At 72.2% G+C, this 17,558-nt stretch carries 10 protein-coding genes; 1 reads left to right on the top strand and 9 read right to left on the bottom strand.

The genetic code is table 11. The annotated features are described in order from the left end of the window. Positions 1-41: 41 nt before the first annotated feature. The 9 genes from ACFY0X_RS02715 to ACFY0X_RS02755 all read right to left on the bottom strand — a co-directional run bounded on the left by ACFY0X_RS02715 (position 42) and on the right by ACFY0X_RS02755 (position 14,319). On the bottom strand, positions 42-1,793 hold the full coding sequence (locus ACFY0X_RS02715) for a cellulase family glycosylhydrolase (RefSeq protein ID WP_387748013.1): 1,752 nt from the start codon (positions 1,791-1,793) through the stop codon (positions 42-44). A gap of 46 nt (positions 1,794-1,839) precedes the next feature. Beyond that, positions 1,840-3,351: a glycoside hydrolase family 43 protein gene (locus tag ACFY0X_RS02720; protein WP_387748015.1), complete on the bottom strand. Its 1,512-nt coding sequence runs from the start codon at positions 3,349-3,351 to the stop codon at positions 1,840-1,842. An 83-nt stretch (positions 3,352-3,434) separates the two neighbouring features. Further along, positions 3,435-5,216: a cellulose binding domain-containing protein gene (locus ACFY0X_RS02725; RefSeq protein WP_387748017.1), complete on the bottom strand. Its 1,782-nt coding sequence runs from the start codon at positions 5,214-5,216 to the stop codon at positions 3,435-3,437. Positions 5,217-5,382: 166 nt separating this feature from the next. Next, complete coding sequence (locus ACFY0X_RS02730) at positions 5,383-7,536, bottom strand: glycoside hydrolase family 36 protein (protein ID WP_387748019.1); 2,154 nt, start codon at positions 7,534-7,536, stop codon at positions 5,383-5,385. Between the two features lie 33 nt (positions 7,537-7,569). Further along, positions 7,570-9,555, bottom strand: coding sequence for a beta-galactosidase (locus tag ACFY0X_RS02735; protein ID WP_387748021.1), 1,986 nt, complete (start codon positions 9,553-9,555; stop codon positions 7,570-7,572). A 27-nt stretch (positions 9,556-9,582) separates the two neighbouring features. Further along, positions 9,583-10,611, bottom strand: coding sequence for a LacI family DNA-binding transcriptional regulator (locus ACFY0X_RS02740; protein WP_387748023.1), 1,029 nt, complete (start codon positions 10,609-10,611; stop codon positions 9,583-9,585). A 110-nt stretch (positions 10,612-10,721) separates the two neighbouring features. Next, complete coding sequence (locus ACFY0X_RS02745) at positions 10,722-11,696, bottom strand: carbohydrate ABC transporter permease (protein ID WP_387748025.1); 975 nt, start codon at positions 11,694-11,696, stop codon at positions 10,722-10,724. Beyond that, positions 11,693-12,715, bottom strand: coding sequence for an ABC transporter permease (locus tag ACFY0X_RS02750; RefSeq protein ID WP_387748083.1), 1,023 nt, complete (start codon positions 12,713-12,715; stop codon positions 11,693-11,695). Before ACFY0X_RS02750 ends, ACFY0X_RS02745 begins: the two co-directional genes overlap by 4 nt. Then, the gene (locus tag ACFY0X_RS02755; RefSeq protein ID WP_387748027.1) at positions 12,637-14,319 is read right to left on the bottom strand and encodes an ABC transporter substrate-binding protein; all 1,683 of its coding nucleotides are present in this window, start codon (positions 14,317-14,319) and stop codon (positions 12,637-12,639) included. Before ACFY0X_RS02755 ends, ACFY0X_RS02750 begins: the two co-directional genes overlap by 79 nt. Before the next feature lie 222 nt (positions 14,320-14,541). On the opposite strand from ACFY0X_RS02755, the gene ACFY0X_RS02760 reads away from it, so the two are divergent. Next, a complete protein-coding gene (locus ACFY0X_RS02760) occupies positions 14,542-17,394 on the top strand; it encodes a glycoside hydrolase family 3 C-terminal domain-containing protein (protein WP_387748029.1) in 2,853 nt (950 codons plus the stop codon). The last annotated feature ends 164 nt before the right edge of the window (positions 17,395-17,558 follow it).

The raw sequence follows: 17,558 nt of genomic DNA on the forward strand, positions 1-17,558 counted from the left end.
CCCGGCTGCCGGGAGGCAGCCGGGGCGGGGAGGACCAGGGGTCAGGAGGCGGTGCCGGTCACGGTGTCACCGGACCTGGTGACGGTGTAGGTGACGGTGTCGCCGGTCCAGAAGCGGAAGGTGAACGTCGCCGGGACGCCGTCCTTGAGGGACTTGACGTAGTCGGGCTTGAGGGTCGTGGTGTCGGCGCCGTAGTCGGCACGGAGGTTGTCGAACGACTGGTAGGTGGTCCAGGAGGCGGGACCGGCGGCGGTGCCGTCGGCGTAGGCGGACTGGACGTTGGCCATCAGGGAGCCGTTGAACCGGGTGGGGATGGTGAGCCCGTCGAGCGTCCCGGTGGCGTCGGCCATGGTCGGCTTGTCGTAGGAGCGCACGAAGAGCTTCCACGGGACGCCGTCGGAGTACCGGACTTCGAGGGTGGCGTTGATGCCCGCGGCGCGGTCCCCGGCGAGGCGGGTGAGGCCGTCGGCGGTCAGGGTGAGCTTGTCGCCGTCGAGGGTGTAGTCCAGGAAGGGGATCAGCGGGCGGTCGCCCTGCCAGAGCCCGGCGAACCACTGGCCGTTGCGGTTGAGCGTGATGGTCTGCGCGGTGACGGGGCCGGACTTCGGCACGAAGACGTTGTCGGTGGAGGCGGTGCCCGAGCGGGTCCGCCAGGAGGTCTGGATCAGGTCCTTCATCTCGGGGACCATCCACTGCATGGTGGAACGGTTCAGGAAGTCGTTGGCCGCGTCCCAGACGGCGGAGGTCATGCCGTTGCGCCGCGCCTCGTAGTTGACGTGCTCGAAGTACTTGAGCATCTCGCCGCGCTCGACCACGCCGGAGTACGGCGAGGTGAGCAGGCCGTACTCGCCGAGGTAGACGGGGATGCCCCTGGCGACGAAGGTGTCGTGCACGCGGGCGAAGCCCTCGGTCAGGTCGGACTGGGCCTTGGCGTCGTACGTCGGGCCGTTGGCGATGTTCACGCTGAACGGGTACCAGCTGTAGTAGTGCACGGTCGCCACCAGGTTGCGGTCGTGCAGCGAGCTGATGGTCGTCGACAGGTCGTCGAGCCAGTGCTGGGCGTTGTTGGTCTCCTCCGAGGGCAGGACGAGCAGGCGGTCCTTGTTCTGCCCGCCGCTGCTGCGGACGATGCTGTGGAACGAGGTGTTGAGCTCTCGCAGGTACTGGGTCTTCTGGGCGTCGGTCGCGTCGGCGAACTGCGGCTCGTTGATGCTCTCCATGAGCAGTGAGCGCGGCTCGTCCTTGAAGGCCGTGGCGATCTGCCGCCAGGTCGCGTCGAACCGGGCACGCACGTTGTCGTGGTCGGTGGACATCTTGTTGATCCACTGCCACGAGTCGTGGTGGACGTTGATCTCGACGTAGAGGCCGTCGGCCAGCGCCAAGTCGACCACCTGCTTGACCCGCGCCATGTAGGTCGGGTCGATGGTGTAGGGGGCGCTGGCGGACTGGTGGTCGGACCAGGTGACGGGGATGCGGACACTGCGGAAGCCCCGGGCCCGGAGGCCGTCGAACGTCGCCTTGGTGGTGAGCGGGTTGCCCCACGACGTCTCGTTGGGGATGGCGTCCAGGGTGTTGCCGAGGTTCCAGCTGGGCTGCATCTCGGCCACGGCGGCCATCGGGTCGCTCGGGACCCGGATCCTCGACGCCTGGGCTGCCGCCGGGGACTGGTCGGTCGGTGCGGCGACGGCGGTGCCGCCGAGGAGGCTGCCGGCGGTGACCAGCGCCACCAGGAGTCCGGCCGTCCGGTGGAGGCGGCGGCTGCGGGGGCGTGCGGTCCGTTGTGCGGTGTTCACGAGGTGTCCCTTCGGGTGAACGGGTGGGGAATCCCCTGATGGGTGGTCAGGGAAGCGGGAGCGGCTCGTAGTCGAACCGGTCGAAGTGGACGGTGCCTTCGGCGGCGTACATGCCGATGACCCGGCCGGTGAAGCCGCCGGCCACCTCGGTGGACAGGTAGCGGCCGTCGAGGCGGGCGAGCACGGTGAAGGTTCCGTCGGGCTCCTCGATGCCGAGGACGACGTCGTCGGGGCCGGTGCGCGGGCCTCGCGTCCGGCGCGGGACGACGTCGACACCGAGCACCACGGCTCCGGCGGGCACCGCACGGGAGGCGACCTCGGTGCGCAGCGAGCCGATCCGGGCGAGGACCTTCACCTCGCCGTCGGCCGCCTCGATCTCGTAGTGGTGGTCCTCGTCCATGCGGACGGCGAGGCCGCCGCGTCCCCCGGCGGGGTCGATCAGGGTGCGGGCGCGGCAGCCGAGGTGCTGCTGGCGCCGGCCGACGAACACCACGTCGTTCTCGTCGAGGGAGGCGCCGGCGGCGCGCAGGCTGAGCCAGCCGGAACGTTCCTTCGTGGTGACCAGGTGCTCCGGACGGCTCCGTACCGAGATCCACTGGGGGTGCAGGTCGCTCTGGTCGAAGTCGTCCCGGGCCGGAACGGCGGGCGCGGGGTGCAGCGGCCAGGCCGGGGCGGGCAGTTCGGGGGTGACCCGTCCGACCACCGGCCAGCCGTCCACCCACTCGACCGGGGCGAGGAAGGTCTCCCGGCCGAGCACGTACCAGGCGGGGGTGCCGCCGCGCGGCCGCACGGCGAGCAGGACCATCCACCAGGAGCCGTCGGGCGCCTGGACGAGGTCGGCGTGCCCGGTGTTCTGGATGGGGTGGTCGATGCCGCGGTGGGTCAGCACCGGGTTGGACGGGCAGGGCTCGAACGGGCCGGAGGGCGAGGTGCCGCGGGCGATGGAGACGGCGTGGCCGCGCTCGGTGCCGCCCTCGGCGATCATCAGGTACCAGTACTCGTCGATCCGGTACAGGTGCGGGGCCTCGGGGGCCGCGGCGCCGGGTGCGCCGGACCAGATCCGCTGCGGCTCGCCGACGGTCTCGCCGGTGGCCGGGTCCAGGCGGACCTGGGAGACGCCGGCGACGGTGCAGTAGCAGGTGCCGTCCTCGTCCCAGGCGAGGTCCGGGTCGATGCCGTGGACGCCGGGCAGCCGGACCGGGTCGGACCAGGGGCCGGCCGGGTCGGTGGCGGTGAAGAGCAGGTTCCCGTCGCCGCTGACGTTGGTGACGATCAGCCAGAAGCGGCCGTCGTGGTGGCGCAGCGTCGGGGCGTAGATCCCGCCGGAGGACGGGGACTCGCGCGGAAGGCGCAGCTGGCTCGGCCGGTCGAGGGCGTTGCCGATCTGCGTCCAGTTGAACAGGTCGCGGCTGTGGAAGACGGGGATGCCGGGGAAGTACTCGAAGCTGGAGCAGGCGAGGTAGTAGTCGTCGCCCACGCGGCAGATGCTGGGGTCGGGGTGGAATCCGGGGATCACCGGGTTGGGGACGGTGCCGGCGGGCTCGGGCTGGACTGACACGTGGTCGGTTCCTCTCGGGTCTTCATGGGTCGGGGGTGGTGCCCCGGGCCCTGGGGAGCCCGGGGCACCACCGGTTCGGCGGTTCAGCCGATCGCGCAGGAGGCGCCGTTGAACCGGAAGGCGGAGGGGTTGGCGTCGCTGCTGGACCAGGTGGCCCGGAAGCCCCACTGGACGCTGCCGCCCTGCGGGACGGAGGCGTTGTAGGACACGTTCTGGGCGGTGACGTTCGGGCCGCTCTGCGAGACCGAGGCGTTCCAGGTGTTGGTGATGCCGTCGTCACCGGGGAAGGTGAAGCCGAGGGACCAGCCGTTGACCTGGCCGAGGCCGTTGTTGACGACGGTCAGGTTGGCGACGGTGACGCCCGACCACTGGCTCTTGGCGTAGACGACCCGGCAGGGCGCGTCGACCGGGTGCATCTGGACGACCGCGATGCCGTAGGCGGGCACGGTCTGGCTGGTCGGGCTGCCGGACCGGGCGGTGCCGATCCCGTGGGCGTTCTTGAGGTAGGAGTGGACGGTCGGGGTGGCGGAGGAGGGGGTGAACCCGCTGTACGAGAGGTTCACCGCGGCGTCGTTGTTCGGGTCCTTGTTGATCAGCATGACGTCCACGTCGCCGTTGGCGCGGCGGACGGCGTGCACGGTGAGCAGCGAGGACGAGCTGGCGGCCTTGACCAGGGTGTCGCCGGGCCCGCCCAGCCTGCTGATCATCTGGATGCCGTAGTAGGCGGGGAAGGGGGTGTTGGCGGGCGGTTCGCAGGAGGCACCGGCGGAGACCATGCCGCCGTCGGCGTAGTCGGTGGCGCCCTCGACGGTGGTCACCTTGGTGCAGTCGGTGCCGTTGCGCAGGTCCCACCAGTCGACGTTGAACGCGCCGTTCTCCAGCCAGGTGAGGTAGTTGTCCGGCGCGAACAGTCCGTTGGGGGAGGTGTCGAGGTACGCCTGGGCGTTCGCCTCGGTGACCGCGATGCCGACGTTGGGGGCGTTGGACCCGGCGTACTGGTTGATCAGCGAGCGCACGGTGCCGGCGATGTTCGGGTTCTGGGCCTGCGGCTTGGTGAGCAGGTCGGCGGGGCTGGTGCTGGTGGGGTAGGCGTGCACGATGGCGAAGTCGATCTTCGTCCCGGCGATCGACAGGACGGTGTGGTTCCAGTCCTGGGTGTCGCCCGGGCCGACGATGCCGTCCGGCCAGTAGCCGGGGGTGGCCAGCACGGCACCGATCTTGACGCTCGGGTCGGCCGCCTTCATCGCCGAGACGAACTGGACCACGTTGTTCGCGTAGGTCGTGGCGCTCTTGCTGCTGTGGGTGTCGTTCTCCCAGGTGGCGCCGTACTCGCCGTTGCCGTAGACCTCGTTGCCGATCTCCCAGTACTTGATGCCGTAGCCCTTGGTGACGTTGGCGTACCGGACCCAGGCGGCGGCCTCCTGGGGGGTGCCCGAGCCGTAGTTGGCGGTGATGATCGGCTGCGCTCCGGCGGCGCGCACGGTGCCCATGAAGGCGTCGAAACCGGTGTTCGGAGCGACGTACGAACCGTCGTCGGTGGTGCCGGTCTGCCAGTGGTAGGCGTCGGAGTGGCTGCCGCCGGGGTAGCGGACGGTGTTGATGCCGGCCGTGCTGAGCAGGCCGGGGGTGGCGGCGGCGTTCATGGCGGCGTCGTAGACCGGGATGTTCACGCCGACGCCGGTGGCGGGGATGTCGGCGAGGTTGAGGGCGGCGTCGACCGACACCGACACGGGGTTCGCCGTGACGGCGGGCGGTGCGGCGGCGGCGCGCGGCGCGACCGCGGCGAGCGCGCCGGTGGCCGCGAGCGCCAGGGCCGCCAGGGCGGCTATGGCGCGATCATGACACGTGCGGGCTGACGATTTCATTGCGTCCCTCCAGGGGTGGGGGTGCGAGGGGTTCGAGTGGGGAACGAACTCCCGCGATCTGGACGGCAGGGGCCCGTGCGGCTGCAGGGATCGGGCCCGGACGCGAAACTGCTTCCTCGGAACGCGGGTCGGCGCGGCGGGCCGCGCGCGAACACCTGAGACATCGTCAACTCCCTTGGCGCGGAAGCGGGGTGAGGCGCAGCAGGACGGCGGAAGGGGTCGCCGGCAGGGTCACGGTGAGCTCGGCGGTGTCCGGGTGCCAGGTGGCCGAGGCCTTGCTGTCGGCCGGGTAGAGCACCTCGGCGTGGACGGCGGCGCCGAGCAGGTGGGGCAGGGCGAGGTCCCTGACGGACTCCTCACCCCAGCGGCGCCAGGCGGTGAGGTAGGTGGTGCCCGGCCCGTCCGACCGGGTGCGCAGCGCCAGGGCGAGCCACGGGTCCTCCCAGCCCGGGAGCCCGAGCGGCCAGGCGGGCACCGCCTGCGGCAGGTCGGCACGGATCGCCTTGTGGACGGCCACCGCCTCGTGGACCAGCTCCCGGGAGCGCGGGGGGAGTTCGGTGAGCCGGCCGGAGAGATGGATGCGGCCGAGCAGCGCGTTGGCCATGGTGAGGGCGACCTCGTCGGGGGTGTCCCCGGGCAGCGGGTAGGCCCAGACGGCGCCCTGCTCCGGGGTGACGGCGGTGGGGGCCGCCGCCGCGATCGGTGCGTAGCGCAGCAGGTCCTGCTGGTCGCTGGTGGACTGCAGCTGGAGCCGGGAGAGCAGGGCGTGGTCCATCCGCATGCCGCCGGAGGCGCAGTTCTCGATCACCAGGTCCGGGTGCCGGTCCAGGATGCCGTCGAGCCAGTCGAGCTGGGCCCGGTTGTGGCCGAGCAGGCCGGCCGCCGGGGCCTCTCCCGGGTGGGCGCTGGTGCCGGAGCCCGGGTCGGTGTTGTGGTCGAGCTTGAGGTAGCCGACGCCCCACTCACCGACCAGGCGGTCCACCACGGAGTCCAGGTGGGCGCGGGCGGCCGGGTGGCGCAGGTCCAGGTGGTACCGGCCGCCGCCCTCCTCCACCCGCTGACCGTCGCGGAGGAAGAACGCCTCCTCGGGCAGCGACCCGGCCACCGGGCTGTTCACCCCGACCGCCTCCGGCTCCAGCCACAGGCCGGGGACCATGCCCCGCTCCCGGATGCGGTCCAGGACCTCGTGGATGCCCCTCGGCCCGGGGAAGCGGGAGGCCGACGGCTCCCAGGCCCCGACGGAGCTCCACCAGTTGCCCCCGTCGTCGTACCAGCCGGCGTCGATGACGAAGTACTCGGCGCCGGCCTCGGCGGCGGCGTCGACCAGCGGCAGCAGCTTCGCCGTGGTCGGGTCGCCCATCAGGCAGTTCATGTAGTCGTTGAAGATCACGGGGAGGCGGTGGTGGTCGGGGTGCGGGCGGCGGGTGGCGCGCCGGTAGCGGGTGAGGGCGGAGAAGGCGGCGTCCGGGCCGCCCTCCACGGCCAGCGCGAGCGCCACGGGCACGGTGCGGAACTCGGCCCCGGGCTCCAGCGGGTGGCGCCATCCGTGGTCGGCGGCCTCGGGCCCGTTCAGCGCCGCGTACGCCGTGTCGTCGCGCACGCCGCACTCCCAGCGCCAGCCCCCGCCGTTGTGCTCGATCTGCCACAGCCAGGTGCGGCCGGACCGGCGGTCCGTCAGAGCGCCCATCGGCAGGTGCCCGCAGCTGGACCACACGCCCCGCCCGGCCAGGACCTCGGTGCTGCGACCGGAGGTGGTGTGGAACCGGCCGCTGCGCTCGGGCGAGGAGGCCCGCAGCGGCCGGCGCTGCCAGCGGCACTCGGCGAACCACTCGTTCTCCGCCCACAGCACGTCGGCGGCATCCAGGGCCGCGGCGCCGCCCTCGGTGAGGCAGCCCGCCACCAGGGAGGAGACCGACTCCAGGTGCAGCGTGTGCGGCCCGTCGTTGCGCAGCAGCACCTCGCCGCGCAGCACCGGCAGGCCGTCCGGGGAGCGGTAGCGCGCCACGGCGGTCAAACCGGTCCGCGGCTCGTGGAGTTCGAGGTCGAGCACGTGCCAGTCGCCCTCCCGGCTCGAGCGGTGTGAACGGTGACGCAGCCGCGAGCCGAGGACGGTGTTGACGAGGTGCCGGCCGGACCAGTACCGGCCGAGGCCGGCGGTCGTCACCTCCACCGGGGGCAGCGGTGCGCCGGGGCGCGGGGCCGCGCCCTTCTCGCCCGGCGCGCCGAGGCGCACCAGGCGGGCGGCGCCCTGCTCGTCCAGGGCGATCTCCAGCTCCAGGGCGCCGTGGCCCCAGCGGATCGTCTCGTGCGGGTCGGTCATGATGCTTCCTCGGAGGCGGGACGCGGCGGGGTGTCAGCGTGCGCGCAGGACCGCGCAGCCGTCGGGCGGCAGTTCGCCGAGGGTCGTACCGGTGAGCAGGTCGTGGCCCGGCTGGGGCAGCGGTACGGCCTCGGGCCGGTGGTTGATCAGCAGGTGCCAGGCGCGACCGTCCGGGGCGTGCCGGGTGACGGCCTCGACGCCCGGGGGCAGTCCCGGCAGGTCGGGGGCGGTCCCGGCCTCCGCGAGGAGCCGCTCGACCAGGGCGGCGTAGCCAGCGTCGTCGAGGCGGGTGGACAGGTACCAGCCGTGGCCGGAGCCGAAGGCGTGGCGGGTCAGCGCCGGGCTGCCGTCGAGCGGGCCGTGGGTGTAGGCGGCGAGCGCCTCGGCGCCCTCGGAGCGCAGGGACTCGCTCCAGGCGGTGGCCGTCGAGCCGTCGGAGAGTGTGATCACCTCGTCCCGGCGCAGCGGGCGGTACTCCTCGGACCGGATGCCGAGGGTCTCGCGCAGGGGTGCGGCCGGGTAGCCGCCGAGCCGGGACCGGAGGTTCTCGTCGACCACGCCGCTGAAGTGCTGTACCAGCAGGGTTCCGCCGCCGGCGACGTAGCGGCGAAGGTTGTGAGCGCTCACATCGGAGAGCAGGAAAAGCGCCGGGGCGATGACCAGCCGATAGCGGCCGAGGTCGTGCCCGGGGTGGGCGAAGTCGACCGTCCGGCCGGCGTCCCACAGTGCCCGGTGGGCGCGGCGCAGGGCGGCGTAGTAGTCGAGTTCGGGCGAGGGGAGGCCGTCGACCGTCATCGCCCACCAGGCGTCGGAGTCGTGCAGGACGGCGACCTCGGCGCGGACGGTGGACCCGGCGAGTTCGCCGAGCCGGGCGACGGCCTCCCCGGTGGCCGTGACCTCGCGGAAGACGCGGCTGTCCGGTCCGGCGTGCGGGACCATCGCCGAGTGCCACTGCTCGGCGCCGGCGCGGGACTGGCGCCACTGGAAGAACAGCGCGCCCTCGGAGCCGCGGGCGATGTGGGCGAGGGAGTGGCGCAGGATGTCCCCGGGCTCCTTGGGGAGGACGCGCCCTTCGGCGTAGACGGTGTTGGTGCCCGATTCCATCAGCAGCCAGGGCGCGCCGCCGGCGATCGAGCGGGCCCGGTCGGCGTCGAAGGCGGCGTGCGCGGCGGCGTCGACGCCGGGAGCGCCGGGGTAGTGGTCGATGGAGACCAGGTCGACCTCGCGGCCGAAGGCCCACAGGTCCAGGTTCTGGTAGCCGGGCAGCATGAGGTTGGTCGTCACCCGGCGGTCGCTGTGGGCGCGGATCGCGTCGCGCTGCTCGCGGTAGGCGGCGAGGGTCTCGTCGGACCAGAAGCGGCTGAAGTCCAGGCTCTGGCCGGGGTTGTGGTGCCACTGGGTGGCGCGGGGCGGCAGGACCTGCTCCCACGAGGTGTAGCGCTGGCTCCAGAAGGTCGTCCCCCAGGCGTCGTTGAGGGCGTCGAGGGAGCCGTGGCGGGCGCGCAGCCACACCCGGAAGGCGGCGGCGGTGTGGTCGCAGTGGCAGAGGGTCGCGTACTCGTTGTGCACGTGCCACAGGGCGAGCGCGGGGTGGTCGCCGTAGCGTTCGGCGAGGGCGGCGGCGATGCGCCGGGCGGCCCGGCGGTACGCGGGGGCGGCCAGACAGTAGGTGTCCCGGCTGCCGTGGGTCAGGCGGGCACCGTCGGGGCGGACGGTGAGGGCGTCGGGGTGGGCCAGGGTGAACCAGGGCGGCGGGGAGGCGGTGGGGGTGGCCAGGTCGACGGCGACGCCGGCCGCGTGGAGGCGGTCGAGGTGGGCGTCGAGCCAGTCGAAGTCGTAGCGGCCCTCCTCGGGTTCCATGAGGGCCCAGGAGAAGACGCCGACGGTGGCGAGGTTGACGCGTGCCCGGCGCATCAGCTCGTCGTCCTCCTTCCAGACCTGGGCGTCCCACTGCTCGGGGTTGTAGTCGCCGCCGAAGGCGAGGCCGCCGAGGCGGTCCGTGAGCCGTGGCAGGTCCATGAGGTGGCCGTCCTTCCGTGAGGGGTGTCAACTGCGGTGCGGGGCAGGGGCGGTGCTCTCGCGGAGCCGCAACTCCGGTGGCATCAGGAGGAGCCGGTCCTGCGGGTCCTCGCCCGCGGCGCGGGCGGTGATCCTCGCCATGACCTGGTCGACGGCGACCTGCCCGAGCTCCTTCTGGGGGCTGGTCACGGAGGTGAGCCGGGGGGAGTGCTGTTCGGCCAGCGGGTCGGGGCAGATGGCGATGACGGAGGCGTCCTCCGGCACGGTGCGCCCGCCGGCGCGCAGCAGGCTCAGCAGCGGGCCGATCGCGGCCTCGTTCTGCACCACGAAGCCCGTGGTGTCGGGGCGGTCGGCGAGGATGCGGGCCAGGGTGCCGGCGGTGCTCTCGTACGTGCCCTCGCACGGCCGGTGGAGGAAGCGCAGGCCCCGGGCTCCGGCGCGGGCGCGGAACCCGTTGAGGGTGCGCTCGGCGTACCCGGCGTGGCGGCGGTAGGTGCCGCTGCTGTAGCCGATGAAGGCGATGTCGCGGTGGCCGAGGTCGGCGAGGTGGTCGGCGCACAGGGCGCCGGCGGTGGCGAAGTCGTGGTCGACGCAGGAGAGTCCGGAGGGGTCGTCGGGCAGGCCGATGAGGGCGGCGGGGATGTCCTCGGCCCGCAGGACGGGGATGCGGTCGTCGTCGAGGCGGACGTCCATCAGGATGACCCCGTCCGCGAGGCCGGTGGCGGCGACCCGGCGGACCCCCTCGGGTCCTTCGTCGTTGGTGAGGAGCAGGACGTCGTAGCCGTGTTCGCGGGCCGCGACGGTGACGGCGATGGCGATCTCCGTCATGGTGGGGACGTGCACCTCGGGGTGGAGCGGCACGACCAGGGCGATGATGTGCGAGCGCTTGCCGGCCAGGGCGCGGGCACCGGCGTTCGGGTGGTAGCCGAGGTCGGTGATGGCCCGCTCGACGCGGGTCCTGGTCTCGTCGGAGATCGGGCGCTTGCCGCTGAGGGCGTAGCTGACCGTGCTGGACGAGACGCCGGCGTGCCTGGCCACATCGGCGAGTGTCACCATCGCTCTGCTTCCTTCGTGTCGGTGCCGGTGGGGAGCGGTCCCGGTCGTGCGCCGGGGAGGTCCCTGGGGACCGCTCCCGGCCGGTGGGCCCGTCGGGCCCGCTAGGTGGCTCAGCCCTTGATCGCTCCGGTGAGGACACCGGTGCGCAGGTGCTTCTGCACGAACGGATACACGATCACCAGTGGTACCAGGGTGAGGACGACGACCGCCATCTGCAGGGACAGCGGTGCGGTCTGGGCGTGGCTGCTCCCGAAGCCGGCGTTGACCGATCCGGGCAGGCCGTTGGCCCGGTTGACGTAGGTGAGCAGCACGTACTGGAGCGGCCACCGCTGACTGTCCGTCGGCATGTAGAGCATGACGTTGAAGAAGGAGTTCCAGTAGCCGACGGCGTAGAACAGCGCGGTGACGGCGGTGACGGCGCGCGAGGTGGGCAGCACGACGGACCACAGGATGCGCCACTCGCCGGCGCCGTCCATCCGGGCCGCGTCGATGAGTTCGGAGGAGGTGTCCTGGTAGAAGGCGCGCAGCACCAGGATGTTGAAGACGGACACCGCGCTCGGCAGGATCAGCGCCCACCACTGGCCGTAGCCGCCGAGGCCCGTGACGACCAGGAAACCGGGGATCAGACCGCCGCTGATGAACATCGTGACGATCAGCAGCATCAGGACGAAGCGGTGCCCGAGCGAGCGCGGCCGGGAGAGGCCGTAGGCGCACAGGACGGAGACGACCATGGACACCGCCGTGCCGACCACGGTGATCCCGAGGCTCACCCCGAGCGCGGTGACGATCGTCGAGTCGCTGAGCATCTGGCGGTAGGTCTCGGTGGTCAGGCCGTCCGGCCAGATCACCAGGCCGCCCGCCCGGTTGATCGCCCCGGGGGTGGAGAAGCTGGTCAGCACGATGATGTAGAGCGGGACCAGGATGACGGCGAGGGTCCCGCCGAGCGTGATCCCCTTGGCCGCCTGGCCGGCGGCGGTGGGCGGCTCCTCCCAGGGCGGACGGGCGGAGCGGGCCCGGCGGCGGGCGGCCGCTGTCGTGGTGCGGCGCTTCTCGCCCCGCGAACCCATGGTGAGTGCGTTCGTCATTTGCGGTACAGCCCGTCCTCGCCGAAGGCGTGCGCCAGTTTGTTGGCGCCCCAGATGAGCAGCAGCGAGACCACGCTCTTGAAGAGCCCGGCCGCCGCGCCGTAGCTGTAGCCGCCGGTGGCGATGCCGTAGTAGAAGGAGAAGGTGTCCAGGACGTCCGCGGCCTCGTGGCCGACGGCGTCGCGCTGGATCAGGAACTGCTCGAATCCGACGGACAGGGCGTTGCCCAGGCGCAGGACCAGCATCAGCACGATCACCCCGCGCAGGCCCGGCAGCGTGATGTGCCACATCCGCCGGAGCCGGCCCGCGCCGTCGGCGGCCGCGGCCTCGTACAGCTCGCTGTTGATCGCGCTGAGCGCGGCGAGGAAGACGATGATCCCCCAGCCGGCCTCCTTCCAGACCGCCTGGGAGGTGACCAGCAGCGCGAAGGTGTCCGGGTTGGTCATGATGTCCCAGGTGCCGATGTCGTGCTGGCGCAGGAACTGGTTGAGCACGCCGGCGCCGCCCAGCATCTGCTGGAAGATCGTGATGGCCAGCACCCACGAGAAGAAGTGCGGCAGGTAGACCACGGACTGGAAGAAGTTGCGGACGCGTTCGCTGATCACCGAGTTGAGCAGGAGGGCGAGGGCGATCGGGACCGGGAAGAACAGGACCAGTTGGACGAAGCTCAGGTACAGCGTGTTCTGCAGCGAGGCCCAGAAGGCCGGGTCGCCGAGCAGCTGCTGGAACTGGTCGAACCCGACCCACTCGCTGTTCCGGACCCCGACCAGCGGGTCGTACTCCTGGAAGGCGGTGACGATGCCGAACAGCGGCGCGTAGTTGAACACCAGGAGCAGGACGACCGCGGGGACCGTCATCAGCAGGAGCGACCTGTCGCGCCGCAGCCTTGTCCGCCAGCCGAGCCGCGCGGGGCCGGCCGGGTGTTTCGGGGGCGCGGTGCTCACTGGCCGGTGCCGTACTTGTCGAGGACGTTGTCGGTCATCCACTGCTTGAGCCGCTGCCCGGGGCCGGAGCGCCAGCTGGAGATGGCGTCCTGCAACTCGGAGACCTTCTTCTTGCCGTGGTAGCAGTCCTTCAGGGTGTCGTTGACGCCCTGCGCGGCCGAGGCCGAGGCGATGGCCTGGGGCATGCTGAAGTTCATCCCCCAGAAGGGCGGCCTGGTGAGGTACTTGACGTTGGCGGCCGACCAGCTCGCGTAGTCCCTGGTGGTCTGCTCGCCGCCCGGGTTGCTGATCACGGAGCCGGAAGCGGCCAGGAAGTTGTAGGTCGTCACCTGGACGTCCTTCTTGCCCTCCTCCGTGAAGGTCGGCATGCCGTTGACCCGGGTGTGGTGGACGCCCTCGACGCCGAAGTTGACCATGGTGTACTCGGCCGTGCCGTAGGGGGCGGCGAGGTAGTTCGCGACGGCGAGCAGTTCCTGGATCTGCTCCGGCTTCAGGTCGGCGTTGAGGTAGCTGATCATGCTGGCGGCGGCGCCCGTGTAGACCACCGGCGTGCCCTTGCCGTCGGCGGTGATGGCGTTGAAGGCGCCACGCCGGTAGTTCGGGTCCGCGGCGGCGCCGGACTGGTGGTCGGACAGGTTCCAGGCGCCGAGTCCGCCACCCCCGATGAGCGTCTTGCCGCTGTAGAAGCGGGTGGAGCTGTTGGAGACGTCGCCGGCGAGCGCGTCCGGGTGCATGTAGCCCGAGGTGGCCAGGCGGTAGTGCCAGTCGACGGCCTCCAGGAACTCCTGGGTCTCGAACGGGTGGACCAGCTTGCCGTTGTCGACCCTCCACCTCATGGGGACGTTCCAGGAGAACTGGAGGTAGGTCCACACGTCGTCGAAGGCCCACACGCCCCGTTTGGCGTCGGTCAGTTCCCTGCCGAGGTTCATCAGGTCGTCCGCGGACTTGACCTGGTCCGCGGTGATGCCCCGGGCTTCGAGGACGTCCCGGCGGTAGAAGGTGGCGCCGGGGATGCCGAAGCTGGTGGAGAAGCAGGGGATCCCGTAGAGCTTGTCGCCCCAGACACCGTGCTGCCAGGCGCCGGTGGGCAGGGCGGCCAGGTTGGGGTACTTCTTGATGTTGTCGCCGGACAGGTAGGGGGTCAGGTCCGCGAGCTGGGCGCCGGCGAGCCCGCCGGTGTTGAAGGCGTCGTTCATCCAGGCCGGAAGGTTGATCCAGTCCGGCAGCTTCTTGGCGGCGGTCATCGTCGGGATGATGGTGTTGTAGTTGATGCCGTCCGTCGGCTTGACGGTCAGGTCGACCCCGAGTGCCTTGTTCATCGCCTGGTAGAAGGAGTTGCCGACCGGCGGGGCCGTGCCCCACAGCGGGGTGATCGCCGTGTAGCCGCCGCCCTTGCCGGGAACGCCGGAGACGCTGGTGGGCGGAGAGGCGGGGTAGGCGAGGTAGGCCGGGTCGGTCGCGGTGTCGCCCGAGCCCTGCACGGGGGCTATGTCCGGCTTGACCGCGTTGGCGTTCGGCACGTAGGCCGGCAGGGCCGCCTTCAGGCCCTCCTTGGTATTCGCTCCGGCCTTCTTGGTCGAGCCGCCTCCACAGGCGGACAGCAGGGGTGCCATCGCGGCGGCCCCCGCGACCGTGGCGGCGGTGGTCAGAAAGCTCCTGCGGTTCAATCCGGATCTCATGGTGGCATAGCCCCTCTCCGTCGAAGCGCGGCTGAGCGTCGAAGCGCTTGGATGTTTCGGCGACACTAACGACGCGTTACGGGTTGGGCAAGAGCCTGAACAAAGTCAACATTGGTTGTGTTCTGGGGAGTTGACACGGTGATTGGAGCGTGTCAGCGTCGAAGCGCTTCGATCCACGATCTCCGAGCCGAGCCCGCCCGAGGGGTGTTCCACGTGAGTTCCGTGCCCGATTCCGCTACCGGTCTGCCCGGTTTCCGCAATCCCACGCTCCCCCTGCGGGAGCGCGTCGACGATCTGCTGAGCCGGCTCACGATCGACGAACGGCTAACGATGCTGCACCAGTACTCCCCGGCCGTCCCGCGCCTGGGCGTCGGCGCGTTCCGCACCGGCAGCGAGGGCCTGCACGGCGTCTCCTGGCTCGGTGTGGCGACGGTCTTCCCGCAGGCCGTCGGCCTCGGCGCGAGCTGGGACGAGGACCTGGTGCGCGAGGTCGGGGAGGCGGTCTCGACCGAGCTGCGGGCCTTCCACTACCACCGCCCGACGGCGGTCGGCTCCGACCGCGGGCCCAACTCCCTCCAGGCGTGGGCCCCCGTGCTCAACCTGCTGCGCGACCCCCGGTGGGGGCGCAACGAGGAGGGGTACTCCGAGGACCCGGTGCACACCGCGAAGGTCGGCGAGGCGTTCTGCCGGGGCCTGGCCGGGGACCACCCGGTCTACCTGCGCGCCGCCCCGGTGCTCAAGCACTTCCTCGCCTACAACAACGAGGACGACCGCTGCACCACTTCCTCCGCACTGCGCCCCCGCGTGCTCCAGGAGTACGACCTCGCCGCCTTCCGCCCCGTCGTCGCCTCCGGCGCCGCGACCGGCGCGATGGCCGCCTACAACCTCGTCAACGGCCGCCCCTGCCACGTCAGTCCGCTGATCGAGACGGAACTGCGCCGATGGGCCCGGCCGACCGGCCACGAGCTGTTCGTGGTCAGCGACGCCGAGGCCCCCTCCAACCTGGTCGACCCGGAGCACTACTTCGACGACCACGCGCAGGGCCACGCCGCCGCGCTCAAGGCCGGCATCGACAGCTTCACCGACCACGGCGAGGACACGGAGACGGTGGTCGGCCGGCTGCGCGAGGCGCTGGAACGCGGCCTGATCGACGAGGACGACGTGGACCGCGCCGTCCGGCGGCAGCTCGAACTGCGCTTCCGCCTCGGCGAGTTCGACCCCGAGCTGGACCCGTACGCCGGCACCGGCCCCGAGGTGATCGACAGCCCCGAGCACCGCCGCCTGGCCCGCAGGGCCGCGACCGAGTCGGCCGTCCTGCTCAAGAACGAGGGCCTGCTGCCGATCGATCCGGCCCGTACGGCCCGGATCGCCGTCATCGGCCCGCTCGCCGACACCCTGTACGAGGACTGGTACAGCGGCACCCTGCCGTACCAGGTCAGCGCCGCCGCCGGCCTGGCCGCGGCCCTCGGCGCCCACGGCGGCGCGGTCGTCCACGTGGAGGGCTCCGACCGGATCACCCTGCGCTCGCGGACCACGGGCGAACAACTCGGCAAGTCCGCCTTCGACGTGACGGACTGGGGCGGCGGCGCCTCCACCCTGCGCGACGCCGACACCGGCCGCTACCTCAGCCTCCAGGACGACGACACCCTGGCCCCCGGCCAGGAGATCATCAAGAGCTGGTTCGTCAAGGAGACCTTCCGGATCGAACCGGCCGGCCCGGACACCGTGCTGTTGCGCAACGTGTTCACCGGGCGCTACGCCACCGTCGACCCGACCGACGGCCGGGTCAGCGTCACCGCCGAGACCGCGCGGGAGGCCGAGCACTGGCAGCGCGAGGTGGTGCGCGACGGCGTCGCCGATGCCAGGGCGGCCGCCTCCGCCGCCGATGTCGCCGTCGTCGTCCTCGGCAACCACCCGCTGATCAACGGCCGCGAGACGGAGGACCGCGCGGACATCGCCCTGCCCGAGGGGCAGGAGAAGCTGCTGCGCGCCGTCGCCGGGGTGCGCCCGGACACCGCGCTGGTCGTGATGAGCAGCTACCCGTACGCCCTCGACTGGGCCGACCAGCACCTGCCCGCCGTGGTGTGGACCTCCCACGGCGGGCAGGAGACGGGACACGCGCTCGCCGCCGTGCTGCTCGGCGAGGCCGAGCCCGCCGGCCGCCTGCCGCAGACCTGGTACCGGGGCGACGGCCCGCTGCCCGCCCCACTCGACTACGACGTCATCAAGGCGGGCTGGACCTACCAGTACCACCGCTCCACCCCGCTCTACCCCTTCGGCCACGGGCTCTCGTACACCGAATTCGCCTACCGCGACCTGCGGTTGTCGCCGTCCTCGATCGGCCGGGACGGTGCGGTCGACGTCACCGTCACCCTGGACAACACCGGTGCGCGGCCCGGCAGCGAGATCGTCCAGGTGTACGTCCGCGCCCTGGAGGCCCGGTACGAGGCGCCCCGGCTGCGCCTGGCCGACTTCCGCAAGGTCCGGCTGGAGCCGGGGGAGAGCCGCGAGCTGGCCTTCCGGCTGTCGGCCGAACACCTCGCCCACTGGTCAGTGGCCACCGGCGGGTTCACCGTCGACCCCGGAGGCTACGAGGTGATCGTCGCCCGCAGCGCCGACCACCCCGTGCTCACCGCCCCGCTGGCCGTGACCGGGGTGCCCGCCGGCCCTCGCGCGGGTACCGGGCACCGGATCCTGGCCGTCGACTTCGACGACTACGAGGACGCCGCCATCGTCGACGCCACCCGCACCGACGGCGACGCCGTCACGCCCGCCGACCCCGCGCGGCCCGCCACGCTGCTGTTCCGGGACGTCGAGCTCTCCGGAGCCGTGCGGATCACGGTCGAGACCGCCCGCGACGGTGTCGGCACGGGCGGGGCGCGGCTCGAAGTCCGTTCGGGCGCACGGGTGCTGGCCGAGATCGAGGTGCCCGTGACCGGCGACCGCCACGCCTGGGCGACCGTCACCGCCGAGCTGGCCGCCCCGCTCGCCGGCGTCCACGACCTGAGCCTGGCGCTGCACGGCGACTTCCGGCTGGCCGCCTTCCGCTTCGGCACGGCCGGGGCGACCGACTGAGGCCTCGGCCCCCGCAGTGGCGGGCCCCCCCCCCCCGGGCGGCCCCCCCCCGCGGCCCCCCCCCCCCCCCCCCCCGGCCCCCCCCCCCCCCCGGCGCCCCCCCCCCCCCCCCCCCCCCCCCCCCCCCCCCCGCCCCCCCCCCCAACACCCCCCCCCCCCACCCA

Origin of the sequence: Kitasatospora sp. NPDC001547, from assembly GCF_042894165.1 — a bacterium.
Taxonomy (GTDB): domain Bacteria; phylum Actinomycetota; class Actinomycetes; order Streptomycetales; family Streptomycetaceae; genus Kitasatospora.